Source organism: Sphingomonas paeninsulae (assembly GCF_003660165.1).
GTDB lineage: Bacteria > Pseudomonadota > Alphaproteobacteria > Sphingomonadales > Sphingomonadaceae > Sphingomonas_O > Sphingomonas_O paeninsulae.
Genome location: NZ_CP032829.1, coordinates 108006 through 131773 on the forward strand (window position 1 = coordinate 108006; position 23768 = coordinate 131773).

Genomic DNA, 23768 nt, shown 5'->3' on the forward strand with positions numbered 1-23768 from the left:
GTCATGGTTGCGCCTCCCGCGGGCGCTCGCCTATATCAAGGGCAATCCCTGGTTCACCCCGAAAGGCCCATAATTGGCAAAAGCAGCCGTACCGGCGAAAGCCGCACCCGTCAGCGTGACGAGCCCTGCTCTCGCCGATATCGAACGTCCGGCTGCCCCTGTTCGCTTTAAGGCGTCGCAGGACGAGATGCTCGAATTTTACAAGCAAATGCTGCTGATCCGCCGCTTCGAGGAAAAAGCAGGGCAACTTTATGGCCTCGGCCTGATCGGAGGGTTCTGCCATCTGTATATTGGCCAGGAAGCGGTTGCGGTCGGACTCCAGTCCGCGTTGTCCATCGGAAAGGATTCGGTGATTACCGGATACCGCGACCATGGCCATATGCTCCTGTGCAATATTCCACCCAAGCTCGTCATGGCTGAGCTGACTGGGCGCGCAGCAGGTATTTCGAAGGGTAAGGGCGGCTCGATGCACATGTTCAGCGTCGAACATGGCTTCTATGGCGGACACGGCATCGTCGGCGCCCAGGTTTCGCTCGGTACCGGACTTGCCTTCGGACACAAATATAAAGGCGATGGCGGCGTGTGTCTCGCTTATTTCGGCGATGGCGCATCGAACCAGGGGCAAGTATTCGAAAGCTTCAACATGGCTGAGCTTTGGAAACTGCCGGTCATCTACGTTATCGAAAATAACAATTACGCGATGGGCACCAGCGTTGCGCGATCAAGTGCCGAAGCCAAACTGTCACGTCGTGGTGAGAGTTTCCGGATCCCCGGCATCGAGGTCGACGGCATGGATGTGTTGGCGGTTCGCGGAGCCGCCGAAGAAGCACTTGAATGGACGCGCGCGGGCAAGGGGCCAATCATTCTCGAAATGAAAACCTATCGGTATCGCGGCCATTCGATGTCCGATCCGGCCAAATACAGGTCGCGCGATGAAGTGCAGGCAGTCCGCGACAAATCCGACCCCATCGAGGGGCTTAAAAAGGAACTCGAAGCCGGCGGCGCTACTGAAGAGCAGATGAAAGCGATAGATAAGGAAATCCGCGGTATCGTTGCCGAAGCGGCAGACTTTGCCGAACAATCACCTGAGCCTGAACTGGGCGAACTTTATACCGATATTCTCGTGGGAAATTACTGATGGCGATCGAGATCAAGATGCCGGCGCTATCGCCTACGATGGAAGAGGGCACACTGGCCAAATGGATGGTCAAGGAAGGCGATACTGTTAAGTCGGGCGACATTCTTGCCGAGATCGAAACCGACAAGGCGACAATGGAATTCGAAGCTGTCGATGAAGGTGTCGTCGGCAAGATCATGGTGGTCGAAGGTTCGGAAAACGTAAAGGTCGGGACCGTGATTGCCACGATGGCCGATGAAGCCGAGGCGGCCGGGAACGAGGCGAAAACTGCGACTCCGACACCCGCGCGGAAGTCCGCTCCGAAAGCCGCAGCTGCACCGGCTCCCGTAGTCAAAACAAAGGCTCCAGTGGAGCAGGCAATAGAAAAATCTGAAATTTCTAAGTCGAAACCCGAAGCAAATGCCGTAACGGCGGGCGAAACATCCGGCAGAATAACGCTGCGCGAGGCTTTGCGCGATGCAATGGCCGAAGAGATGCGTACCGACGACCGCGTTTTCGTAATGGGCGAGGAAGTCGCCGAATATCAGGGCGCGTATAAGGTTACGCAAAACTTGCTTGAGGAGTTCGGTGCCAGACGCGTCATCGATACACCGATCACCGAACATGGTTTTGCGGGCATTGGCGCTGGCGCTGCGATGGGTGGCTTGCGTCCGATCGTCGAGTTTATGACATTCAACTTCGCGATGCAGGCTATCGACCACATCATCAACTCTGCGGCAAAAACCAACTATATGTCGGGCGGACAAATGCGGTGTCCGATCGTGTTCCGCGGACCGAACGGTGCAGCAGCTCGCGTTGGTGCTCAACACAGCCAGAATTATGCGGCATGGTACGCCAGCGTACCCGGCCTGATCGTTATCGCACCATATGACGCGGCCGATGCCAAAGGATTGTTGAAATCGGCAATCCGCAGCGAAGACCCTGTTGTGTTCCTCGAAAATGAATTGCTCTACGGGCGCACCTATGATGTGCCAGAGGGCGATGTTACTGTACCAATCGGCAAGGCGAGGATCATGCGTCCGGGTAAGGACGTCACTCTGGTGAGTTATTCGATCGGCGTTGGCCTCGCATTGGAGGCGGCCGAAACGCTCGCGGGTGAGGGGATAGACGCCGAAGTGCTCGATCTGCGCACATTACGCCCGATGGACACGGCCGCGATTCTCGAAAGCCTAAAGCGCACGAACCGCATGGTCGTCGTCGAAGAGGGCTGGCCGGTATGCTCGATTGCGAGCGAAATCATCAGCATCGCGATGGAGCAGGGGTTTGACGATCTGGATGCGCCGGTGTTGCGCGTAACTAACGAAGACGTGCCAATGCCTTATGCAGCCAACCTCGAGCGTGAGGCAATTGTCAATCCGGGGCGTATCGTGGATGCGGTAAAGAAGGTCTGCTATCGATAGCTAAATCGTCGCCAAGCAGAACAGAAATCAAGAGGTGAAGTTCGCGCAGTTATCAACGGTCGCACCTTGGGTCGTAGCCATGCGTGCGCCTGTTCCGCCTCTCGACCGAACGTAATTTCCACTACTATCCATCGTGAATGCGCCTAGCAGATTTCCACTCAGGCGGGCGCGAACGATAAATGCGTGGCTGGTCTGCATCACCGAAGCCCCGATGAAGCTGCCCAGGAGCAAAGGCTGATAGTCATAGGCAAGTTCGATGAAAACGATGAACATGCCGGTTGTTGGGGCCGAAATTTTACTGGCGGTCGGACCCATTCCGGCCACGCTGTTATTGGCGAAACCCTGTGGTTGCAGTGATTGTATTCATTGTTTTTCGTTCTTCGATATACCTCTTTGTATTATCGCTGAGCGACGCCCATGCGTCGAGCCAAGTTTTATTATGAGTGATGGCGCTCAATATGGCACGATGTCGTAGCTCAAAGGCAGCCCCTTTCCTTCAAGCTGCGTTTGAGCCCGGGCAACGGCATCGTAAAGCGCCATTACAGCCTCGCACTCCCCTGCATCTTCAAACCGGTAGCTGTTACAATTGGCCGAAGCACTAGCGCTTTGGCGCACTTCATCAATCCGGTTTTATTTAGAGTGACTCTGCTGGTAAACGTCGCTGGCGGGAAGTTCACGTTGAAGAATTGCTGACCAAGCGTGCTTGACGCAGCATCGAGAGTATTTCCCGAAATATTACGCCGAACCGCAATTACGCCCGCGTCGGAAGGCCGTTGCATGCGGGTGGCATAAGCACGGCGCATATCCACACGCCCGCCCGATTGCCGCGATGAACGGCCTCATCGAGGCTGCGGCAATCAAAAGCACGTTACCACACTCATTCACTGCCAAACGCATAAGCAAACCGCGCGGCTTGTGTGCATCACGCGCCTGGTTAAAATCCTGCTTCGCTACGTTGTAGTGCCCCTAGAAACGACTATTAGGAAAGATCCATGCGACAGGTTCGGCTAAAATGGATTGAAGCAATCGGGTTAACGCCGGAGTTGTACCTTCCTGACGTCACGGAGGCATGAGTGCTCCCCAACTGACTGACGTCGAACGCAATCTGGCACTGGGCTATGTTTCGGCATCTCGTCGCGTGGCGGTGGCCGCATTGTGGCAACTCGATGAAAAACTTGGCCGAATTGTCGCCAGAACAACCGAACCGATGATCGGACAGATACGCCTGACATGGTGGCACGAACGCCTGCGCGCGCTTGACAGCGGGGAGCAAGCAGCGGAACCGATACTACGCAAAATGGCGGAAGATGTGTTGCCCTATGACGTCAATGGAGCCGATCTGGCAGGGTTAATCGAAGGCTGGGAAGCACTGCTGGAAGCGTTACCGTTGAATGAAGCTAGCTTAATAACTTATGCTGAAAAGCGCGGTGAGGCGTTGTTCCAAATGTCTGGGCGACTGCTGGCAACCGATGTTTCGGAGCGTGCAGGCCAGGGCTGGGCTTTGGCCGATTTTGCCACACATTGCTCCGACGCGGTTACCGCTGAACGTGCGCTGTGGATGGCAAAAGAACGTCTGGGAAAAGTATCTAACCTGCCGAAGCCCCTGCGCATTCTAGCGCGACTGGCGCGTGCAAAAGCATACCGACCGGTCGAACGCATTGGTCATCCGCTACCCCGTTTCGTTTTCCTTCGCGCGGTCCTTGGATAATGTGCCAAAGAGGTGGCGGCAGCGTTGCCGATGGGATTTGGCGGGGGCTGACTATGTGGCGATTTTTGGGTGGTGTGGCGTCAGCTTTATTGTTGGTTACGGCGGGACTATTCATCTGGAAGGCACAGGCCGATCGGCAATCGATTATCCCGGCCATGCCGACGGTGGGTGAAACTGCTCCAATGGGCTTAGCAGACCTGACGGGTCCGCCCAGCGCAAGTGAAAAGACACGCGAAGAAAAGCGGTTTTCCCGATACGATAAGGATAGGAACGGCGTTGTCGGGCGCGACGAATATCTGGTCAGCCGTCAGAAGGCATTTGCCAAACTCGACCTGAACCATGACGGGAAACTCAGCTTCGACGAATATACGGCAAAGGCTGTGATAAAATTTACCGGCGCCGATCGCGATAAAAATGGTGCGCTGACGGCAGTCGAATTCGCTTCGACACGGATCGTTCGAAAAGTTAAACCGAAAGCGAAATGTGTTCCGGGTGTGCGAGCTCCGGCTGTTGCAGATGAGCCGGAGGAAGGGTGAGTTTCCATTCTTCGAAAGCGACGCGCGCGCGGGCTGTATAAAGGCGCTTTCGGTCGGCTTTCTTGCTTTTGCCTTCGAGCATCAGGGGCGGGAACAAACCGAAGTTGACGTTCATCGGCTGATATGTGCTGGCATCCGCACCGCCGGTGATATGAGCGAGTAACGCACCAAATGCGGTGGTCAGCGGAGGCGGGGACATAGTCGTTCCCGATAGTTCTGCTGCGGCAAACCGACCGGCGAGCATCCCAATCGCGGCCGACTCCAGATAGCCTTCGCAGCCAGTGATCTGCCCGGCAAAACGGACGTGTGGCGCGGATTTCAGGCGGAGAGTTTCATCAAGCAGAATCGGCGACTTGATGAACGTGTTTCGGTGGAGCCCACCGAGGCGCGCGAACTCAGCATTTTGCAGCCCGGGAATCATGCGAAAAATGCGAACCTGTTCGGCGTGTTTTAGCTTCGTCTGGAATCCGACGATGTTCCAAAGCGTGCCGAGGGCATTGTCCTGACGGAGTTGGACGACAGCCCAAGGCCAATGTCCTGTTTTGGGATTATCCAACCCGACTGGCTTCATCGGGCCATACAGCAAAGTGTCGACGCCACGTTCGGCCATCACTTCGATAGGCATACAGCCATCGAAATAAGGGGTGTCGGCCTCCCATTCCTTGAACGCCATTTTATCGGCGGCGAGCAGGGCTTCGTAGAAAGCAAGGTATTCAGCCTTGTTCATCGGGCAGTTGATATAATCCGCACCATCTCCCTTGTCCCAGCGTGACGCCATCCACGCGGTGTCCATGTCGATGGAGTCGTGATGGACAATGGGGGCGAGCGCATCGAAAAATGCGAGCGCGTCCTCACCTGTTTCTACGCCGATGGCGGCGGCCAATGAAGGTGCCGTCAGCGGGCCGGTGGCGATGATCACAGGACCAGAGGGGAGAATATCGATCCGCTCGCGAACAAGGTCGATACCAGGATGGTTTGCGATGGCTTCGGTAACGGACTGCGAGAAGGCGTCGCGATCAACCGCGAGGGCGGAGCCGGCAGGAACTTTATGGCGGTCAGCACAGGCCATGATTAGCGAGTTCAGGCCGCGCATTTCGGCATGGAGTAAGCCAACTGCGTTAGATTCCGCGTCGTCAGAACGAAAGCTATTTGAACAAACCAGTTCCGCGAGACTTTCGGTACGGTGAGCTGCGGTTTCGTCACCGCCGCCGCGCATCTCGGACAAACGGACCTTGTGCCCGGCTTCGGCAAGCTGCCATGCAGCTTCGGAACCAGCGAGGCCACCGCCAATGAGGTGAATATCGTGTGTCATGTTAGCGTGTTTCAACCACCGCGCTGATCGGCAAGACGCCATAATAATGCGGGAACAGCGCACCCCCTCGGGATACTTCCCATTTCACGAGATCACCCAACGCATCGAGATCGATGCTGGCAATCACCAGTTCCGATTGCCCCAGAAAATGCCTGCCCAGCGTCTCGTCCAACTGGTCCGCCGTCGACATATGAATATAGCCGTCAGCCAGATCGACGGGCGCTCCTGCGAACACACCGTCGGTCTGGAATTGTTGCCACTGGTCAGCCGTCAGTATCTTGTAGGCGATCATTCTTCGGGTAACGCGCTTTCTTCACCGCCATCGGCCACATCTTCGCCGATTACCGCACCGTCATCAGGTGCGAGTTCCGGAGTCAGGTCGGTTAGCACGGCTTCGGCTTCGTCGACGGTTTCCTCGATGCGGGCTGCACCGACGACGTGTTCGCCCTTGCCGACGTCGAAAAGTTTCACCCCAGCTGAGTTGCGGCCGATCACGCGAAGGTCACCGACCGTCAGGCGGATCAGCTTCGCCTGATCGGTGACGAGGATCAGTTGCTGGCCGTCGGATGCCGGGAAGCTGGCCACAACAGCACCGTTGCGAGCAATGTTGTCGATATTCCCGATGCCCTGGCCACCGCGATTTGTGCGGCGATATTCATAGGCCGACGAACGCTTGCCATAGCCGTTGGCGCAGACGGTCAAGATGAACTGCTCATTCGCGTGCATTTCGTTCATGAGTTCGACTGAAAGCATCGCTTCGTTGTCGTTTTCCTTCCACGGCGCAGCGCGGAGATATGCATCGCGATCCTCTGTACTGGCTCCGGAGCGGTGGAGGATCGACAGTGATATAACCTCGTCGTCGCCTTTCAGTGTCACACCGCGAACGCCAGTTGCGGTACGGCTCTGGAATTCACGCACGTCGGTGCCTTCGAAGCGGATCGCTTTGCCACCGCGCGTGGCGAGCAGGACGTCGTCGGCTTCGGTCAGCAATGCAACGCCAATCAAACGGTCAGCGCTTTCGTCATCGAAGCGCATGGCGATCTTGCCTGCGGTCGGCACGTTAGCAAACGCATCCATCGAGTTGCGGCGGACCAGACCCCTGGCAGTCGCGAACATGACGTGCAGCGCACCCCAACTGCTTTCGTCTTCGGGCAGTGGCAGGACAGTCGAGATCGTCTCGCCGGTCGCCAGCGGCAACAGGTTGATCATCGGACGTCCGCGCGTGGCGGGACCACCTTCGGGAAGGCGCCAGACTTTCATCCGATAGACTTTGCCGAGCGTCGAGAAGAACAGCACCGGAGTATGGGTGCTGGTCACGAACAAATTCGTGATCGCGTCCTCATCCTTGGTGTTCATGCCCGAGCGCCCCTTGCCCCCACGTGCCTGTGCACGAAAGGTTTCCAGCGGGGTGCGCTTGATATAGCCGTCGAGCGTCACGGTGACGACCATATCGACGCGTTCGATCAGGGCCTCGTCCTCAATACCATCGAATGCGGCGGTGATCTCGGAGCGGCGTGGCGTTGCAAATTCGTCGCGGATAGCGACAAGTTCTTCGCGCATGACTTCATACAGGCGCACGCGGTTGCCGAGGATTTCAAGCAGTTCGCCGATGACGATGGCGAGCCCCTTGAGCTCCTCACCGATCTCGTCGCGCCCGAGTGCCGTCAAACGGACCAGACGCAGTTCGAGGATCGCACGAACCTGAATGTCGGACAGCTTGTATGTGTCGCTGCCAGCTTGTGGTTCGATGGCCTCGACAATGGCGATGTACGGCAGAATTTCGCCAATCGGCCATTCGCGCGAACTCAATTTTTCGCGGGCTTCGGCGGGGCTTGCGGACCCCCGGATGATCCTGACGACTTCATCGAGATTGCTGACCGCAACCACGAGACCGAGCAAGATGTGCGCGCGGTCGCGGGCCTTTGCCAGTTCGAATTTGGACCTGCGCGTGATGACTTCCTCGCGGAACTTCACGAATGCTTCGATCATGTCGCGCAGTGTCAGCGTTTCCGGACGACCGCCACGAATGGCGAGCATGTTGGCCGGAAAGCTCGACTGCGCGGGCGTGTGCCGCCACAACTGATTGAGCACGACATCGGGTGTTGCGTCACGCTTCAGGTCGATGACGATGCGGACGCCTTCACGGTTCGATTCGTCGCGAATGTCGCTGACGCCTTCGATGCGCTTGTCCTTGGCGGCTTCAGCAATCTTTTCGACCAAGCCGTTCTTGCCGGTCTGAAAGGGAACTTCGGTGAGGACGATCGAGCGACGGTCGCCGCGACCTTCCTCGACGACGTGCCGCGACCGCATAATGATCGAACCGCGACCCGTGGCATAGGCGGAACGTGCGCCGTGGGTGCCGAGGATCAGACCGCCGGTAGGGAAATCGGGTGCTGGCACGATTTCGTAAAGTTCTTCGACGGTGATCGCGCCATTTTCCATATACGCGAGACAGGCATTAATGACCTCGCCGAGGTTATGCGGCGGAATGTTGGTCGCCATGCCGACGGCGATGCCGCCCGCGCCGTTGACCAGCAAATTTGGATAGCGGGCAGGCAAAACCTGTGGCTCGCGCTCCGAACCGTCATAATTGGGCGTGAAATCGACGGTGTCCTTGTCAATGTCATCAAGGAGACCGCTACCCGCGACCTTCGCCAGACGAGCCTCGGTATAACGCATGGCGGCCGGTGGATCGGGGTCCATCGAGCCGAAGTTACCCTGACCATCGATCAGCGGCAGGCGCATCGACCAGTCCTGTGTCATGCGGGCCAGCGCATCATAGATCGATTGATCGCCGTGCGGGTGATATTTACCCATCGCGTCGCCGACGATGCGGGCGCACTTGCGATAGGCTTTGTTGTGGACGAACCCGCTTTCATGCGCGGACCACAGAATACGGCGGTGAACAGGCTTCAGGCCATCGCGGACATCAGGCAGCGCGCGCGCGACGATTACCGACATGGCATAGTCGAGATAACTCGACTTCATTTCATCGACGATGTTGATCGGCGTGATGTCGGAAGGGTCGGCGAGAATTAGCTCGTCGCTCATGTGGGGAACTGTCTTTCGTTACGATTGGCGTATGACGATATAGTGACAGCTACCCTAGCCGCTTGGAGCGGCAAATGCCACCCCGCTCACCGACGGCGGACCGCAGCGGGCAGGGTGGATTCAGAGCGTTATTTGCAGGCTTTTTTGGTGGCGTTGCCAGCCAGCGAGCAATTATAGGTGATGGTCTTGCCCGTCGTGGTCTTGGTGGTCACCATGCGACCGGCTGGGGTGGACACCGTTTTACGCGGAGCAGCACGCATAGCAGTCGTTGCTGGCTTTGCGGCCACCATCGGCTTGGCGGGCGCCATTGCCGGTTTTGCAGCGGCCATCGGCTTAGCCGGAGCCAGGGCTGGCTTTACGGGCTTGACGGCCTTTGCCGCGGTCGCCGGAGCAGCCGACATAGAATTGGCAGGAGCGGCATGAGCAGCGCCCGTCATCAGGGTGAGCGCGGCAAGAGCAGGTGTAAAACGAAGAAACGACATCGTACTTCTCCCAAAAAGACGAACGATGCTATTTAAATCGCTCGCAATGCTAGAGATGAACGCTTCCTGATGGCGCGGCTATGGCGCGTTCATGACATTCGCGTCACAATTGGACCGCTTCATCGCAACCCTATGGTCCAAAGTGCGTTCATACGGCGAGGCTTTTCCAAAGCGGACACGGTCGCCGGGTGCTTGTGCGGTCGTTACGCGAAGGCTAGTCACGAAATGAACGCGGTCGTCCGGTCAAGGGCTCGTGAATACACCGTTTTAGGAGGAAAGAATGAAGCTGGTATCGACTTTTGCGCTGAGTATGGCGCTGACGATGGGAAGCGTTGGCTTCAGCGCGGCCGTTGCCAAGGAAAAGCCGGCGGCAAATGCGACTGTTCAACTGAGCAAGGAATATCGTACTGCGGCCGCTCCGGTTCAGGAAGCTATCAAGGTGGGCAACCTGCCTGACGCACTCACCAAGCTGGCGGCAGCCGATGCCGCAGCAAAATCCCCTGACGAACTCTTCATCTCAGCACAATTCCGCTATCAGATTGCAACTGCTCAAAAAGACACCGCTGCTCAGGGCAAAGCTATCGACGCGATGCTGGCAAGCGGGGCGCCCCTGCTTCAATGGCACCCCAGCTCGCACTTGCATCCGGGCAAGCCGCCTATCAGGCAGGTAATTATCAGCGGGCAAGTCAGATGCTGACTGAAGCGCAGCGTTTGGGCAACAAGACACCGGACATCTACCTCTTGCTGGCCGAGACTGATTTCAAGCTCAATCAGATTCCGGCGGGGCTTGCTGCTGTCCAACAGGCAATCACAGCGCAGGAAGCAACGGGCCAGAAAGCTCCGAAGGAATGGTACGCTCGTGCCGCTTCGGTCGCTTACAAAGCCAAGCTAACCGGCGAAACCGCAAAATGGACGCGGGCTCAATTGAAAGCTTATCCGAATACCGAGAATTGGCGTAGCGCCCTGGTCATCTATCGCGACAGTGCCACCCGCGATGGGTCGATTAATCTCGACATCTTCCGCCTGATGCGCGCCACCAAGAGCCTGGCGGGCGAACGAGATTATTATGAATATGCTGCATTGGCGACCGAACGAGGCCTTCCTGGCGAAGCAAAGTCGGTAGCCGACGAGGGTTTTGCTACCAGCGCCGTCCCTGCTGGTAGCAAGGCCGTCAGCGAAATCAGGTCGATGGCAAATGCGAAAACGGCGGGCGATCGTGCCAGCCTTGCTGCGTCCGAGCGTACTGCGGGTTCGGCTGCAACCGGCAAGATCGCTCTCGGAACCGCCGATGCGTATCTGGGTTATGGCGACAATGAAAAAGCGATCGCGCTTTACAAGATCGCCTTGACCAAGGGTGGCATCGATGCCGATGCAGCCAACACGCACCTTGGTGTCGCGCTTTTCCGGGCGGGACAGAAAGATGCTGCCAAGGCTGCATTTACGGCGGTTAATGCCAATGGCACGCGCGGCGAAATTGCGGCGTTCTGGTTGCTGTATCTCGACCAGCCAGCGACTGCATGATCATGACAGGCCGACCGGTGCTCCGGTCGGCCTAGACATCCTGTGGGACAGGTACGCCGGGCATCTGTTTCGCCCGGCGGATCGTCAGCGAAGTCTTCACGCTGGCAACATTAGGCGCAGTGGTAAGCGATGATGTCAGGAAGTTCTGAAACTCTTGCAAATCGCGCGCGACGACTTTCAATATAAAGTCGATCTCGCCATTCAGCATATGACATTCACGAACCTGATCTAGTGCTTCGACATGACGCTCGAACGCCTGCAAATCTGACTCGGCCTGACTCTTTAGGCTCACCATGGCAAAGACGGTGATAGCATAGCCAAGCTTCGCAGGGTCGAGTTCGGCGTGATATCCTCGAATCACACCATCTTCTTCCAGGCTACGGACTCGACGTAAACACGGCGGAGCGGTCAACCCGACACGAGTTGCCAGTTCGACATTGGTCATGCGCCCTTCGTCCTGAAGTTCCGCGAGTATTTGCAAATCGACCGAATCATAGGGACCGACAATCATCTGCGCATCATTCCTTGGCTCATCATGAGATTGTTATAAGAAAATTGCCGCTCAGCACAATTGTGCCATAAAGTGACGTACCAATATGAGTCCTTGGCCCCGAACTCCTCCCGTTCTAATCGGGTGATCGAGCCGCAAATCGCGGCATGCTGCCTCAAAGGCATTGGGGAGCCGACTACATCGTGCGATACGACGGAATGATCCGAACAATACTTGCGTTACCAACAACCGATACCGGCTCGCGAACCGCTGCCTGGCGACAATTGGTGGATATTGTTGCGCAGGGAGGGAGCCGCATGGCTCCCGAGCTTCGCGCAATGGCTCACGAACGTATTGCCGAACTGCGTGACATGGTTCCAGCCAACGAAAGGCGCAAGGCAGCGGCAAGCTTTGCCGACCGCGTCAACCAACCCGACGTCGTCGCTATTTTTGCAACGGACGAGCCGGCGGTAGCCGCTCCTGTGGTTGCCCGTGCGACACTATCCGAAGCGGAATGGCTGGGGCTGCTTAGCACTTTCCCATCGACATCACGCGCAATACTACGAAACCGCCGCGATCTGGGTCCAGTCGTCGAACGTGCGCTGGCAAGTTTTGGCCCATCCGATTTCGCGCTGCCCGATGCATCGACTCCGACCACGGCAGAGGAGTCGAGTTCGCAAATCCGAAATCTCGTCGCTCGGATCGAAGCTTTTCGCCGTCAGGCGGCCTCGGCTCCGCAGGTCGAAGAACCCGCGCTCGCCATACCCGAAACCTTTGTTTTCGAAGCCAGCATATATGGCGAGATCGACTGGATTTACGGCGTGGCACGAGAGGCAGTGATCGGTCTTTCGATTGCCGATATCGCGCCGCCGCGTGAACAGGGCGTCGATGGGCAGGCTGCAGGTGCCTATCGTCGTCGTGCGCCGTTCAAGGATGCGCGGCTGGTGGTTGCAGGTCATGGTCCGGCCAGCGGCGACTGGCTGATCTCCGCCACGCCGGTCTTCAACCCACGCAACGGACGTTTCGCGGGTTACCACGGCAATGCACGCCGTCCGCGTCGCGACGAACGGGCAGGGGGTGAACAGGGGCCACTATCCGGAACAGCCCTGCCAGCCGATTCGCTGCGTCAGTTGGTTCATGAACTGCGCACGCCGCTGAACGCGATCCAGGGGTTTGCCGAAATGATCGATCGCCAGATTCTAGGTCCCGCCGCAGCGGCCTATCGGACGCGCGCCCAATTCGTAGTCGGCGAATCGCGCCGCTTGCTGGAGGTTGTCGACGATCTGGATGCCGCAGCACGACTGGACAGCGCGCGATTCGATCGAGAGGAGGGGACCAGCAATGCCGGTGTCGTGCTTCAACGAATCGCCAGCGAACAACGCGCCGCTCTCGCATTACGCGGGGTAGCTCTGCACACCAAAGTCGAAGCGAATATCATGGTTTCGATTGCCGAACCGCTCCTCGATCGCATGATTCGCCGCTTGCTGGCTTCTGTTCTTGGGCTGTCGCGCATGGGTGATTCGGCTCAGGTCGAGCTCGTTGCACACGGTGGCGGGATCATTCTGACAATTTCGCGGCCCGCAGTCCTGCATGGCCGCGATGAACGCGCGTTGCTCGACCCTGCTTATGGTCCAGAGGGTGAGTGGCCCGACGCGCCAATACTCGGGCTGGGCTTCACACTGCGTCTGATCGCGAATCTGGCCCGTGAGACGGGTGCGAAACTTAAATTGACCGATGATGCCTTTAGCCTGCTGTTGCCCCCTGTCGGGGCTTTACAGGTGCAGCACGAAGAACAAGTTTAACCGATCGGCAAAGGAGCGGCTTGTCAGCGAGGGCGAGCGTCCGCTATCGCGCGCTTCCGGTTGCTGACCGGGCCTGTAGCTCAATGGTAGAGCCGGCCGCTCATAACGGCTTGGTTGGGGGTTCGAATCCCTCCGGGCCCACCAGCATCATTTTAGCGGCTTGCCTAATGGCATGTCATGCCGCTAGGGGCGGCGGGCCGATGAGATGTCGGCGACGAAATGTCGGGGAGTGGCGCAGGCTGGTAGCGCACCTGGTTTGGGACCAGGGGGTCGCAGGTTCGAATCCTGTCTCCCCGACCATTTCGTTAAGTGGCCGGAATTGCTCTAGCAGTTCAGGCTACGACGGATTTTCCCGAAAAATCTTTTCGTAACGACCACCAGCGTGTGCGATTGCCATGTCGGGGTCGAACCTGCGCCTACATTCGCGATCAGAGCATTTGCCAGATCGGATTCGCAGGGTCGGCTAACAGTTTGATCGTCAGCACAGCCGACATGATGACAAGAAGCGGGCGCACGCCACGCCCGCCAAACCGTAATGCCAGTCTCGCTCCGACCTGATTGCCCGCGACATTGGCTACGGCCATTCCTAGGCCCAGTATCCACAACATCTTACCGCCCGCGATCATTGCAATAAGACCGGCAAGATTCGTCGCGAGATTGAGGAATTTTGTAGTGGCAATTGCCCGGACAAGACCAAGGCCACCAAGCGCCACCAGCGCCGTGGTCATAAATGACCCGGTTCCAGGGCCGAAAAAGCCATCATAGAAACCGATGATCGTCAAAATCGCAGTCATGCCAATACGGCCAAGGCGGGGGTGTCGATCAAGCTCACTCATCGGCGGCGCGAACAGGAAGTAGAATCCCATCAAGATCACCAGCACTGGCACGAAAGCGGCAAGGAAAGCCGGATTGACGTGCTGGACCGCCGTTGCGCCGAGCGCTGACCCTATAAAGGCACCTATGGCGGGGGAATGAAGCGGCGAAGATCGACATGGCCGGCCCGCCAGAAGGTGAAGAACGCCGAAGCGGTACCGATCGTGCTTTGAAGCTTGTTGGTTGCCAGAGCGGCAACGGGCGGGATCCCACATGCCATCAACGCCGGGATGGTCAATAATCCTCCACCACCAGCCAACGCGTCAATTGCGCCAGCGATGAACGCCACCCAAACGAGGATCAGGAAATATCGCCGGTTAAATGCACGACTCTCGCTTAGAGAATTCTCATCTGATCGCCAGTGCATTGCCTCGATCGATTCGTTAGCTCTCTCGTGCTTTGGTCACAAAAAACGGGCGCTTCCCACGAAAGGAAACGCCCGTCTCTCAACTCACTCGACCGCGGAAGCGATCGAAGCGAATTACATCTTGTTCGAAACGTTCTCCGAAGCGTTGCTAACAGCGTTAGCAGCTTCAGCAACGTTACCGGCTGCAACAGCCGTGTCGTTCGACGATGCGGCAACGTTCTCCGAAGCAGCATTCAGGCTGTCAGCGGCGTTGTCGAGTGCAACCGCAGCGTTGTCAGCAGCGTTAGCTGCATTCGCGGTGTCGGTAGGCTTGTTGCAGGCGGCCAGCGAAATCAGGCCGGCGGCAGCGAGAACAAAGCTAAGCTTCTTCATTCAGGTGCTCCAAAATAGCATAGTAATACGGCCGGCCCGATTGCCGTCGCTGGGTGCCCCAATAACGCCACATTGCACCGCGTCAACGTAAAATTGCAGAAGGGTTACAGGCAAAAGCCGCAGAAAACCGCCATTTGCGCCATAATTCCTAGTTTAGACCGGGTGTTTTTATCAAATTCTCGGGCGCATTTGCTGTAATCGCGAGCATTGCGGTCCATGCTGAGACGTTCTGACGAAGCTGAACCGGATCGATTTTGTCGAGCGTATCTTCGGGCGTGTGATGCAAATCAAAGTAGCGCGTGCCGTCCTGATTCATGTCCACGCCCGATACGCCGAGCGCCACCAGCGGCCCAACATCGGAATCACCGCGCGCATCGGTATTGCCAGGTTCGATGCCGAGCGGTGCGAGCGCCTCCGTTAACCGATTGCGCACAGCCTCTGCGCCGATCGGCAGTTTGGTATCGAACTTCCAGATCCGGTCCGCACCGAAATCGGATTCGGATGCGAGAGCATGCGGCTCATCTTTGTGTTTGTCGCGATAGGCTAAACCGCCGAACAGTCCGGGTTCTTCTGCACCGAACCAGACGATACGAATCGTACGGCGTGGTTTCACGCCGCTGTCGAGGATGTATTTTGCAGCGGCCGTAGAGATCGCCACGCCCGCGCCATCATCGATCGCACCGGTACCGAGGTCCCAGCTATCCAGATGCCCGCCAATCAGGACGACACCAGCAGCAGGGTCCCGACCGGGAACTTCAGCAACGACATTTCCCGATTGGCCGTTCGGCGAAAGTTGTGGGGTAAGGATCAGCTTCATAATAACAGGCTTGCCGCGCTTCAGGATGCGATCGAGTTGTTCGGCATCGACCACCGACAGCGCGGCGGCGGGGATGGCCGGGTTTGTTCCGAAATTGGTCGCTCCCGTGTGCGGTGCCCGGCTCGTGTCGGTCCCAATCGAGCGGATGACGATGGCCGCGGCTCCCATCTGTGCCGCGATCGCCGGACTCTTGCGCCGGACATCACCGAAAAAACCGTATCCCGAACCATCTTGAGTCGCGGCCATGTGGTGGGTGACATAGACGATCTTGCCGCGCACCTTTGCCGGATTGGCAGCCTGTAATGCAGCCAGACCGTCGAACGCGACGATTTGGGCAGTTATGCCCTCAGCCGGAGTCGCGCCGCTGTTTCCCAGTGCCGCGAGGACCAGCTTTTGCGGAAAGGGAGACACGATCTCTGCCGTTTCCGCTCCACGCACCCAGACAGGCATGGCGAAAGGCTCGATATGGACGTTGGAGAAACCCAGCGATTTCAGCTTTATCACCGCCCATACCCGCGCTCGCGCTTCTGCATCGGTCGCGGCGAGGCGCTGGCCGATTTCGGTCGTCAGCCCCTCTACGATATCATAGGCGACGGTATCGTTCAGCGCAGCATCGCGCAGCTTTCCGATATGGAGATCAGCAGTCGGTGTACGCACAGAGGCGGGAGCAGCGTTTGCGGGGACGATCAGGGCCAGAGTCGGCAACATCGCGACGAACAGAGTAATGTGCTTCATGGACAAAGGGCTATCGGGTTCCCATTTGTTTGCCAATATCGCTGTCACCGTCTAACGGCGGCACGAAATTCATATCCTCCAAACGCAGAGAACCGACCCCGATGGCCGTGCAATATTCCTATGTCATGAAGGGTCTGACCAAGACCTTTCCCGGTGCCGCCAAGCCGATCCTGAACAATGTGAACCTGCAATTCCTGCCGGGAACAAAGATTGCGATCATCGGTGTCAACGGCGCGGGTAAGTCCACGCTGATGAAGATCATCGCGGGCTATGACACTGAATTCAACGGTGAAGCCTGGGCAGGTGAGGGTATTCGTGTCGGTTATCTGGAGCAGGAACCGCGCCTGAACCCAAAGAAGAACGTCCGCGAAAACGTAATGGATGGCGTCCGCGACGTCGCCGACATGATGGACCGCTTCAACGAAATCTCTAATTTGATGGGCGATCCGCCCGAAGATGCGGATTTCGATGCTCTGTTGGCCGAAATGGGTGAGCTTCAGGAAAAAATCGACGTGGTCGATGGCTGGACGCTCGATAACCAGCTTGAAATCGCGATGGAGGCACTGCGGTGCCCACCAGGTGACGCGCTAGTCGACAATCTGTCGGGTGGTGAGCGTCGCCGTGTCGCGCTGTGCCGGTTGCTGCTTGAGAAGCCCGAAATTCTGCTGCTCGATGAGCCTACCAACCATCTCGATGCCGAAAGCGTCCAGTGGCTTGAAAAGCATCTGATCGATTATGCGGGTAACGTGATTCTCGTCACCACGATCGCTATTTCCTCGATAACGTCGTCGGCTGGGTGCTCGAAATTGATCGCGGCAAGGGCTTGCCGTTCGAAGGCAATTATTCCGCGTGGCTCGAATCCAAGGCCAAGCGGATGGAGCAGGAAGACCGCGAGGATGAGGGTCGTCAAAAGGCGATCAAGGAAGAACTTCAATGGATTCGCCAGTCACCGAAGGCGCGGCAGACCAAGTCAAAGGCGCGTATCCGTGCATTCGACGAACTGGTCGAAAAGCAGGCGGATCGTCGTCCGGGTGGCGCGCAGATCCTGATCCAGATTCCTGAGCGGCTGGGTGGTAATGTCATCGACGCCGAGGGTTTGTCGAAATCCTATGGCGATAAATTGCTGTTCGAGGGGCTGAATTTCACTTTGCCGCCGGGCGGTATCGTGGGTGTGATCGGGCCGAACGGTGCGGGTAAATCGACGCTGTTCAAGCTGATTACGGGACAGGAAAAGCCCGACGCGGGGACGATCAAAATTGGGTCCACAGTGAAGCTCGGCTTTGTCGATCAGAGCCGCGACGATCTGGACCCCAAGTATACGGTTTGGCAGGAAGTTTCGGGCGGCAACGACCGGTTCTATTTCGGTAAACATGAAGTGAACACGCGGGCCTATGTCGGCGCGTTCAACTTCAAGGGCACCGACCAGCAGAAGAAGGTCGGCGAACTGTCAGGTGGTGAGCGCAACCGTGTTCACATGGCCAAGATGCTGGCGGCGGGCGGCAACGTGCTGCTGCTGGATGAGCCGACGAACGATCTGGATGTGGAGACGCTGCGCGCTTTGGAAGAAGCGCTGGAGTCTTTTGCAGGCTGCGCGGTGGTTATTTCGCATGACCGTTTCTTCCTCGATCGACTGGCGACGCATATCCTCGCGTTCGAGGGGGATTCGCATGTCGAGTGGTTCGAGGGGAACTTCGAAGCTTATGAGGAAGATAAGCGGCGGCGTCTGGGCGATGCGGCGGATCGGCCTACTAGGTTGGCTTATAAGAAGCTGACTCGATAGGCGGAGCGATGATTTTAGGAGTTGCGCAATCTCAAGCGTTAATACCGCTGAAAAGGGAGATTGCTGCTCGCTTCAATCATAATCATTGGCTTGAATTGGGTGCAATGACAGGCGCACTCGACTTGATACAGCATCACCCGCGCCTTTTACGCTCTCTGAGCTTCGGTGAAAGATTATGAGAGCTGTATTCTCCAAGTTTTGATTTCACTTTGCGAGCGTGATCCGGAAAGTCTGTCGCGCGTTGAAAGCTATCTGCAACAGACCTCGCTGATTGTTCGCAAAATATTTCAAGTACAGTCAGTGATCCGAGAATCGTGTTCTCTCCGTCGGTTTTTTCGATTCCCGATGACCTCATCGATTTGCACCTTGTTTCGGTGATGATAGCATTCTCGGCTAAAATGAATCCAGTTTACGATGCAATAACGGGCAACCTTGCATCAAGGTCTATTGTGCCAACGGGTTGACGATCTTTGGGAAAGCTCAACAGTGATCCAAGACGTGTTCGCGCTTAACTATAGGTCGTTTGTCGCCCTCCGATGGTCGCGACGCAGTTGAAGTCCTTGACGAAATCATGGCCAAGAACCGCGCCGAACCCGCAATTCCGACCGGCCAACACCGGCTATGGCACCTTAACCCCACCGCGCTAAGCCCTTGTCATGGCTATCAACCTCTCCGACTTCGAAAAGGGTGCCGATTACGACGGCGACTATAGTGACGACCTGAAAGCGCTGACCGAGCGGTTGGCGCGGATACAGGCCGCCTATATCACTCATGGGCGGAGTGCGATTATCGCGTTCGAGGGTTGGGACGCGAGCGGCAAGGGCGGCGCGATTTCGCGGCTGACGGCGTCGTGGGACCCGCGCTGGTATGAGGTGTGGCCCATCGGTGCGCCGACCGATGAGGAACGCGAACGGCATTTTTTGTGGCGGTTCTGGAAAGGGCTACCTGCGAAGGGCGAAATCAATATTTTCGACCGGACCTGGTATGGGCGCGTGCTGGTTGAGCGGGTCGAGGGCTTTTGCACCGAAACCGAGTGGAAGCGCGCCTATGACGAGATCAACGAGTTTGAGGCGCAGCAGAAGGATAACGGCGTCACGTTGATCAAGCTGTTCATGCACATCACGCAAAAGAACAGGATCGGCGGTTCAAGGACCGGCTCGACTGTTACTGGAAGCGGTGGAAGACGGGCAAGGACGACTACCGCAACCGGGCGCGACGTGACGATTATCTAAAAGCTTATCATACGATGTTCGAGCGCACCGATACACGCTGGGCTCCATGGAAAGTCGTGGATGCAAATAACAAGAAAGCCGCGCGGATAACGGCGATGACCTATTTGGCCGATCGGCTGGAGGCGGGGGTCGATATGAAACCCGTCGATGCCGACCCCGAACTGCTGGCGCTTGCCAAGGCTGCGTTCGGGTAACTGACGCGCAAGACTTCATATTCGACTTCGCCGCTGGGTAGCTGCACGCGTTTGACGTCGCCGACGGCGGCTCCGCGAAGCGCGCGAGCAATGGGCGAACTCCAGCCGATCTGACCTGCGCTGGCATTGCTTTCATCGTCGCCAGTCAGCGTAAGCACCCGTTCGTTATCGTCAGGGTCGGCGATCGTGACAGTTGCGCCGAACCAGATACGAGCACGGTTTTCCTGAGCCGACGGATCGATGACCTGCGCGGCCTTCATACGACGGGCAAGGAAACCAGCGCGGCGGTCGATATCACGCAGTTTCTGGCGACCATAGATATAGTCGCCGTTTTCAGACCTGTCGCCATTGCCTGCTGCCCAGCTAACCACATCTACGATGGCCGGGCGGTCGATACTCATCAACTGGTGGTATTCGGCCTGCATTGCGGCGAAGCCGACAGGGGTTATCGGATTGATTCGCTCAGTCACCATGGCGTTCAACCGGGGTTCGATTTGCCGAGATAGGTGGACAAAGCGTTACGCTTCGCAGGACCAGCCCGTGGGTTCAGCAAGTCATAAACGACAGCGTTTTCAAGCACGCGCTGAACATAGTCGCGCGTTTCCTTGAACGGAATTGCTTCAATCCATGCCAGCACATCCGCGCCGGGCAGCCGTGGGTCGCCGTTCGCCACCAACCATTTGTTCACGTTACCCGCGCCAGCATTATAAGCAGCAACCGACAGGACGTAATTGCCACCGTATCGATCCATCAAGCGGCCGAAATACCATGACCCAAGCGATGCGTTGAATGTCGGGTCATCGAGACTGGCAGCATTATAAGCCACGCCGGTCTTGCCAGCGACATCACGCGCGGTGCCGGGCATCAATTGCATCAGACCGCGAGCCCCCGCACGGCTGACGATCTTGCGGTCGAACTGGCTCTCCTGACGTGCGATTGCGTGGATCATCGTCCAGCTTGGCTGGTTTTCAGGGGTGATGGGTACAATCGGAAAACCGGTCCGAACATAATCACGCAAGCCGTTGATCCCGGCACTACGCCCGATCATCACGCCAAGATCGGGCCGATTGATACGGATGGCCAGTTCGGACGCCAGAACGTGATCTTTGTCACTCTCGGCCGCAGCAGCGATTGCGCGGACGAACAAACTCTGATTGGCCCAGTCGCCGGTCTGTCCAAGGTAAGTCGCGGCACGGACGATCTCGCGACGGAAAAAGGCATCCCGGTCGTTTGCCGATATGTCGATGGTGCGGGTGACCACCGGAATGGTCAGCGGTGTGCCGATCCGCTCGCTGGCAAGTTGGCCGTAGAACTGGTCGAAATAAGCGGCGGCGCGACGGTAATAGCTGTTGGCATCGCTGCGGCGGCCAGCGGCTTCGGCAGCGCGACCAGCCCAGTAAATGCCCTTTACCTGCGTCTGCGGAGACCGAGCGGCTTGCGAATATTTATCGAATAACGCGATGGCATCGGCGGGACGGCCAAGACGGTTCAGGGCTGCTGTGCCTGCCAGCCATGTCAGGTTGGTATAATCGTCGCGCTCGCTGAGCGGGCGGTCACGGATGACCGTGCCTGCGGGATATGTGTCGTCCACCTGCCGCGCGATGTCATAAGCGACCTGCCACTGGCCTGCATCGGCGGCACCCTTGGCAAAGCTGTACAGCGTGTCGAGCCAGCGATCGGGATCAAGCGGGGTATAGTTCAGGCGGCGCGGGGCAGACAGCAGAGCGCGAGCTGCAAACTCCTGACCAGTGGCCCGCAACCAACTTGCCTGATCTACCAAATAACCGGCGTCTCCGCGTGCGGTGCCAGACGTTAGCGAAACTTTCGTCAAGGCTTCGGGTGAGCGCGTCTGCATGGCAATCCGGGCGTCGAAAACCGGTTGGCGTGTGGGGGAGGCCAGCGAGATTTGGCGTCCGGCGCTAGCGGTCGATCGCACCCATAAGAGGCGATCCTCGCGTTGATCCTGATCCTGGGGGGTTAGCGCGCCAGAAAAACGGGAGATCAGCCGAGTCTCGTCGTCGATCGACAGTGAACCGGTAGTCCAGGCACGCCGCGCCATGTCCCGTGCTGCATCACGCTGGCCGGTGGCATCCAGCGCCTCGGCATAGCGGAGCGCTGCCGATGGCGACTGCGCGGGATAACGCGTGAAATAGGCAAGTATCTGGGTTGGGGAAACGCTATCGGGGCGCAATTGACGTTCGGCGGTCTTCCTCAGCGCGGCTTCGCCCGGCCAACCGGGATGACGGAGCAGAAAATCGGCATAAGACTGAAACGGTAGCGAGTCCGACTGCCGCACGGCCATCCACTGCGCCAGCGCGTCGGATAATCCCGCATTGCTGGGTGCGACAAATGATCGTGGCGGAGGGGGAGCCATCAAATCCTGCGCAAAGGCCGGAAATGCGGTGAATATGGCCATTCCGGCGACTATTGCGGGGGTCAGATACTTTGTCATGCTGGACACAGTGGCACAGGCATCCTTATCAGGCCCTGAACGCAGCTCTTTAGAATACGGCTTCTTCATGATCATGATTGCGCTTATGGCGCGTGGCCGCTGTTTGGTGAAGGATTAATACAATGTTTTCCGGCTCGATTCCGGCACTAGTGACGCCGTTTCGTGACGGTAAGGTCGATGAAGACGCGTTTCGCGCTTTTGTCGAATGGCAAATCAGCAACGGCACCAATGCGCTCGTGCCCTGTGGGACGACCGGCGAAAGCGCCACCTTGTCTTACGAAGAACATTATCGGGTGATCGAACTCTGCATTGAAATCGCGGCGGGCCGAGTCCCCGTGATTGCCGGTTGCGGGTCGAACGATACCGCGACCGCAGTTCGGCACATGGCATTTGCGGCACAAGCCGGTGCCGATGCCGCACTGGTCGTGGCCCCCTATTACAACCGTCCCAATCAGGACGGCATATTCGCGCATTACGAGCATCTGACCCAGCACAGTGACCTGCCGATCATCGTCTATAACGTGCCTGGACGGACGGTCACCGACATATTGCCCGAGACGATGGCGCGACTGTCCAACCTTCCGACGGTAGTCGGCGTTAAGGATGCGAGCGGCGTTTTAGGGCGGGTTACAGCGCATCGACTCGGCTGCGGCGACCATTTCTGTCAATTGTCGGGCAATGATGAAACCGCGCTGGCCTTCAACGCGACCGGTGGAGTCGGGTGTATTTCTGTCACTGCAAACGTTGCACCAAAACTATGTGCGGAATTTCAAGCCGCTTGCAAAAGTGGCGACATGAAAGTGGCGCTCGAAATAAACGATCGACTTTTTCCGCTGCATACCGCGCTGTTCAGTGATGCGTCTCCAGGTCCGGTTAAATATGCACTCAGCAGGGTGTTCGGACAGGTAAGTGCAGAATTGCGCCTGCCGATCACGCCGCCTTCGGAAAGCGCTCGCCGCGCCGTCGATGCCGCGCTGGAGGCGGCGGGTCTGGTCTGATGGCACGACCACGGCACCCCGAATTCGACAAGGTAAAGACCGTCGCCGAGAACCGACGCGCGCGGTACGACTATGCCATCGAAAGCACGGTCGAGGCGGGCATCATGCTGACTGGCACAGAGGTGAAATCGCTGCGCTTTGGCGAGGGGTCAATTGCCGAAAGCTATGCCGAGGTGAAGAATGACACGGTGTGGCTGGTCAATTCCACTATCCCCGAATTCAGCCACGGCAACCGTGAAAACCACGAACCCAAACGCCCGCGCAAACTGCTGTTGCATGAGCGTGAGATCACAAAGCTGTACAACGCCGTGTCGCGTAAGGGCATGACACTGGTTCCGCTCTCTATCTATTTCAACAGCCGGGGCCGCGCAAAGATCGAACTGGCGCTGGCGAAGGGGCGCCAGCATCAGGACAAGCGCGAATACGAAAAGGAAAAGGACTGGAAACGCGACGCTGCGCGCATCCTTCGGGACAAGGGCTGATGACCCGGCGCGGAAGTCAGGTGCGG

At 57.7% G+C, this 23768-nt stretch carries 21 protein-coding genes, 2 tRNA genes and 3 pseudogenes; 14 read left to right on the forward strand and 12 right to left on the reverse strand.

Features of this window, described 5'->3' with window-relative positions; translation table 11 throughout:
- Positions 1-73 precede the first annotated feature (73 nt).
- Together pdhA and D3Y57_RS05880 are read left to right on the forward strand one after the other, a co-directional pair.
- Entirely contained in the window at positions 74-1138 is a 1065-nt protein-coding gene (gene pdhA / locus D3Y57_RS05875) for a pyruvate dehydrogenase (acetyl-transferring) E1 component subunit alpha (protein WP_121152216.1), read from the forward strand.
- Entirely contained in the window at positions 1138-2538 is a 1401-nt protein-coding gene (locus D3Y57_RS05880) for a pyruvate dehydrogenase complex E1 component subunit beta (protein WP_121152217.1), read from the forward strand. Before pdhA ends, D3Y57_RS05880 begins: the two co-directional genes overlap by 1 nt.
- A 27-nt stretch (positions 2539-2565) precedes the next feature.
- On the opposite strand, the gene D3Y57_RS05885 is transcribed toward D3Y57_RS05880, so the two are convergent.
- Complete coding sequence (locus D3Y57_RS05885; RefSeq protein WP_162986998.1) at positions 2566-2811, reverse strand: hypothetical protein; 246 nt, start codon at positions 2809-2811, stop codon at positions 2566-2568.
- Between the two features lie 796 nt (positions 2812-3607).
- Here D3Y57_RS05885 and D3Y57_RS05890 point away from each other — a divergent pair.
- Together D3Y57_RS05890 and D3Y57_RS05895 are read left to right on the forward strand one after the other, a co-directional pair.
- Positions 3608-4246, forward strand: coding sequence for a squalene/phytoene synthase family protein (locus tag D3Y57_RS05890; RefSeq protein ID WP_121152219.1), 639 nt, complete (start codon positions 3608-3610; stop codon positions 4244-4246).
- Between the two features lie 53 nt (positions 4247-4299).
- Positions 4300-4782, forward strand: coding sequence for an EF-hand domain-containing protein (locus D3Y57_RS05895; RefSeq protein WP_121155510.1), 483 nt, complete (start codon positions 4300-4302; stop codon positions 4780-4782).
- Here the strand turns inward: D3Y57_RS05895 and trmFO are convergent.
- The 4 genes from trmFO to D3Y57_RS20380 form a co-directional block, all read right to left on the reverse strand.
- Complete coding sequence (gene trmFO / locus D3Y57_RS05900; RefSeq protein WP_121152220.1) at positions 4712-6094, reverse strand: methylenetetrahydrofolate--tRNA-(uracil(54)-C(5))-methyltransferase (FADH(2)-oxidizing) TrmFO; 1383 nt, start codon at positions 6092-6094, stop codon at positions 4712-4714. The two genes, D3Y57_RS05895 and trmFO, sit on opposite strands and share 71 nt — an antisense overlap.
- A 1-nt stretch (position 6095) precedes the next feature.
- Positions 6096-6386 carry a DUF952 domain-containing protein gene (locus tag D3Y57_RS05905; protein ID WP_121152221.1) on the reverse strand — a complete coding sequence of 97 codons (291 nt, stop codon included), beginning with the start codon at positions 6384-6386 and terminating at the stop codon, positions 6096-6098.
- The gene (gene gyrA / locus D3Y57_RS05910; protein WP_121152222.1) at positions 6383-9145 is read right to left on the reverse strand and encodes a DNA gyrase subunit A; all 2763 of its coding nucleotides are present in this window, start codon (positions 9143-9145) and stop codon (positions 6383-6385) included. Before gyrA ends, D3Y57_RS05905 begins: the two co-directional genes overlap by 4 nt.
- Before the next feature lie 128 nt (positions 9146-9273).
- On the reverse strand, positions 9274-9627 hold the full coding sequence (locus D3Y57_RS20380; RefSeq protein WP_205590092.1) for a hypothetical protein: 354 nt from the start codon (positions 9625-9627) through the stop codon (positions 9274-9276).
- A 280-nt stretch (positions 9628-9907) separates the two neighbouring features.
- Between D3Y57_RS20380 and D3Y57_RS20095 the strand changes: the two genes are divergently transcribed.
- Positions 9908-10324: a hypothetical protein gene (locus D3Y57_RS20095; protein ID WP_162986999.1), complete on the forward strand. Its 417-nt coding sequence runs from the start codon at positions 9908-9910 to the stop codon at positions 10322-10324.
- Entirely contained in the window at positions 10246-11148 is a 903-nt protein-coding gene (locus tag D3Y57_RS05920) for a tetratricopeptide repeat protein (RefSeq protein ID WP_121152223.1), read from the forward strand. The genes D3Y57_RS20095 and D3Y57_RS05920 overlap by 79 nt, the downstream gene beginning before the upstream one ends.
- 31 nt (positions 11149-11179) lie before the next feature.
- Here the strand turns inward: D3Y57_RS05920 and D3Y57_RS05925 are convergent, their stop codons facing one another.
- A complete protein-coding gene (locus tag D3Y57_RS05925; protein ID WP_121155513.1) occupies positions 11180-11656 on the reverse strand; it encodes an Lrp/AsnC family transcriptional regulator in 477 nt (158 codons plus the stop codon).
- A 299-nt stretch (positions 11657-11955) separates the two neighbouring features.
- Here D3Y57_RS05925 and D3Y57_RS05930 point away from each other — a divergent pair, with 299 nt between their 5' ends.
- The 3 genes from D3Y57_RS05930 (at position 11956) to D3Y57_RS05940 (ending at position 13740) form a co-directional block, all read left to right on the forward strand.
- Positions 11956-13440: a HAMP domain-containing histidine kinase gene (locus D3Y57_RS05930; RefSeq protein ID WP_162987000.1), complete on the forward strand. Its 1485-nt coding sequence runs from the start codon at positions 11956-11958 to the stop codon at positions 13438-13440.
- A 69-nt stretch (positions 13441-13509) separates the two neighbouring features.
- Positions 13510-13584 (forward strand) — tRNA-Ile (locus D3Y57_RS05935).
- 79 nt (positions 13585-13663) lie between these two features.
- Positions 13664-13740 (forward strand) — tRNA-Pro (locus tag D3Y57_RS05940).
- A gap of 128 nt (positions 13741-13868) precedes the next feature.
- Here D3Y57_RS05940 and D3Y57_RS05945 read toward each other — a convergent pair.
- The 4 genes from D3Y57_RS05945 to D3Y57_RS05955 all read right to left on the reverse strand — a co-directional run bounded on the left by D3Y57_RS05945 (position 13869) and on the right by D3Y57_RS05955 (position 16604).
- Complete coding sequence (locus D3Y57_RS05945) at positions 13869-14447, reverse strand: TSUP family transporter (RefSeq protein ID WP_277873364.1); 579 nt, start codon at positions 14445-14447, stop codon at positions 13869-13871.
- Positions 14399-14680 carry a TSUP family transporter gene (locus D3Y57_RS21070; RefSeq protein ID WP_277873333.1) on the reverse strand — a complete coding sequence of 94 codons (282 nt, stop codon included), beginning with the start codon at positions 14678-14680 and terminating at the stop codon, positions 14399-14401. Before D3Y57_RS21070 ends, D3Y57_RS05945 begins: the two co-directional genes overlap by 49 nt.
- Positions 14681-14794: 114 nt before the next feature.
- Positions 14795-15052 carry a hypothetical protein gene (locus D3Y57_RS05950; RefSeq protein WP_121152225.1) on the reverse strand — a complete coding sequence of 86 codons (258 nt, stop codon included), beginning with the start codon at positions 15050-15052 and terminating at the stop codon, positions 14795-14797.
- Between the two features lie 148 nt (positions 15053-15200).
- Complete coding sequence (locus D3Y57_RS05955) at positions 15201-16604, reverse strand: M28 family peptidase (RefSeq protein WP_121152226.1); 1404 nt, start codon at positions 16602-16604, stop codon at positions 15201-15203.
- A 101-nt stretch (positions 16605-16705) separates the two neighbouring features.
- Between D3Y57_RS05955 and ettA the strand changes: the two are divergent.
- The 3 genes and pseudogenes from ettA to D3Y57_RS05965 all read left to right on the forward strand — a co-directional run bounded on the left by ettA (position 16706) and on the right by D3Y57_RS05965 (position 19810).
- Positions 16706-18384, forward strand: a pseudogene (ettA, locus tag D3Y57_RS05960) (energy-dependent translational throttle protein EttA).
- An 8-nt stretch (positions 18385-18392) separates the two neighbouring features.
- The gene (locus D3Y57_RS21570; protein WP_162987001.1) at positions 18393-18563 is read left to right on the forward strand and encodes a hypothetical protein; all 171 of its coding nucleotides are present in this window, start codon (positions 18393-18395) and stop codon (positions 18561-18563) included.
- A 477-nt stretch (positions 18564-19040) separates the two neighbouring features.
- Positions 19041-19810, forward strand: a pseudogene (locus tag D3Y57_RS05965) (polyphosphate kinase 2 family protein).
- On the opposite strand, the pseudogene D3Y57_RS05970 reads toward D3Y57_RS05965, so the two are convergent.
- Both D3Y57_RS05970 and D3Y57_RS05975 read right to left on the reverse strand, forming a co-directional pair.
- Positions 19804-20283: pseudogene (locus D3Y57_RS05970) on the reverse strand (GreA/GreB family elongation factor); the annotation flags it as partial. The pseudogenes D3Y57_RS05965 and D3Y57_RS05970 overlap by 7 nt on opposite strands.
- Before the next feature lie 5 nt (positions 20284-20288).
- Positions 20289-22262, reverse strand: coding sequence for a lytic transglycosylase domain-containing protein (locus tag D3Y57_RS05975; RefSeq protein ID WP_239025950.1), 1974 nt, complete (start codon positions 22260-22262; stop codon positions 20289-20291).
- A gap of 122 nt (positions 22263-22384) precedes the next feature.
- Here D3Y57_RS05975 and dapA point away from each other — a divergent pair, with 122 nt between their 5' ends.
- Both dapA and smpB read left to right on the forward strand, forming a co-directional pair.
- The gene (gene dapA, locus D3Y57_RS05980) at positions 22385-23260 is read left to right on the forward strand and encodes a 4-hydroxy-tetrahydrodipicolinate synthase (RefSeq protein ID WP_121152228.1); all 876 of its coding nucleotides are present in this window, start codon (positions 22385-22387) and stop codon (positions 23258-23260) included.
- Positions 23260-23742 carry an SsrA-binding protein SmpB gene (gene smpB, locus D3Y57_RS05985; protein WP_121152229.1) on the forward strand — a complete coding sequence of 161 codons (483 nt, stop codon included), beginning with the start codon at positions 23260-23262 and terminating at the stop codon, positions 23740-23742. The genes dapA and smpB overlap by 1 nt, the downstream gene beginning before the upstream one ends.
- Positions 23743-23768: the final 26 nt, after the last annotated feature.

Excerpts from the sequence above, each read along its gene's own strand:
- D3Y57_RS05880 (WP_121152217.1), top strand. The coding sequence starts at position 1,138 with ATGGCGATCGAGATCAAGATGCCGGCGCTATCGCCTACGATGGAAGAG.
- D3Y57_RS05885 (WP_162986998.1), bottom strand. The coding sequence starts at position 2,811 with ATGTTCATCGTTTTCATCGAACTTGCCTATGACTATCAGCCTTTGCTC.
- D3Y57_RS05890 (WP_121152219.1), top strand. The coding sequence starts at position 3,608 with ATGAGTGCTCCCCAACTGACTGACGTCGAACGCAATCTGGCACTGGGC.
- D3Y57_RS05895 (WP_121155510.1), top strand. The coding sequence starts at position 4,300 with ATGTGGCGATTTTTGGGTGGTGTGGCGTCAGCTTTATTGTTGGTTACG.
- trmFO (WP_121152220.1), bottom strand. The coding sequence starts at position 6,094 with ATGACACACGATATTCACCTCATTGGCGGTGGCCTCGCTGGTTCCGAA.
- D3Y57_RS05905 (WP_121152221.1), bottom strand. The coding sequence starts at position 6,386 with ATGATCGCCTACAAGATACTGACGGCTGACCAGTGGCAACAATTCCAG.
- gyrA (WP_121152222.1), bottom strand. The coding sequence starts at position 9,145 with ATGAGCGACGAGCTAATTCTCGCCGACCCTTCCGACATCACGCCGATC.
- D3Y57_RS20380 (WP_205590092.1), bottom strand. The coding sequence starts at position 9,627 with ATGTCGTTTCTTCGTTTTACACCTGCTCTTGCCGCGCTCACCCTGATG.
- D3Y57_RS20095 (WP_162986999.1), top strand. The coding sequence starts at position 9,908 with ATGAAGCTGGTATCGACTTTTGCGCTGAGTATGGCGCTGACGATGGGA.
- D3Y57_RS05920 (WP_121152223.1), top strand. The coding sequence starts at position 10,246 with ATGGCACCCCAGCTCGCACTTGCATCCGGGCAAGCCGCCTATCAGGCA.
- D3Y57_RS05930 (WP_162987000.1), top strand. The coding sequence starts at position 11,956 with ATGGCTCCCGAGCTTCGCGCAATGGCTCACGAACGTATTGCCGAACTG.
- D3Y57_RS21070 (WP_277873333.1), bottom strand. The coding sequence starts at position 14,680 with ATGCACTGGCGATCAGATGAGAATTCTCTAAGCGAGAGTCGTGCATTT.
- D3Y57_RS05950 (WP_121152225.1), bottom strand. The coding sequence starts at position 15,052 with ATGAAGAAGCTTAGCTTTGTTCTCGCTGCCGCCGGCCTGATTTCGCTG.
- D3Y57_RS05955 (WP_121152226.1), bottom strand. The coding sequence starts at position 16,604 with ATGAAGCACATTACTCTGTTCGTCGCGATGTTGCCGACTCTGGCCCTG.
- D3Y57_RS21570 (WP_162987001.1), top strand. The coding sequence starts at position 18,393 with ATGATTTTAGGAGTTGCGCAATCTCAAGCGTTAATACCGCTGAAAAGG.
- D3Y57_RS05975 (WP_239025950.1), bottom strand. The coding sequence starts at position 22,262 with ATGACAAAGTATCTGACCCCCGCAATAGTCGCCGGAATGGCCATATTC.
- dapA (WP_121152228.1), top strand. The coding sequence starts at position 22,385 with ATGTTTTCCGGCTCGATTCCGGCACTAGTGACGCCGTTTCGTGACGGT.
- smpB (WP_121152229.1), top strand. The coding sequence starts at position 23,260 with ATGGCACGACCACGGCACCCCGAATTCGACAAGGTAAAGACCGTCGCC.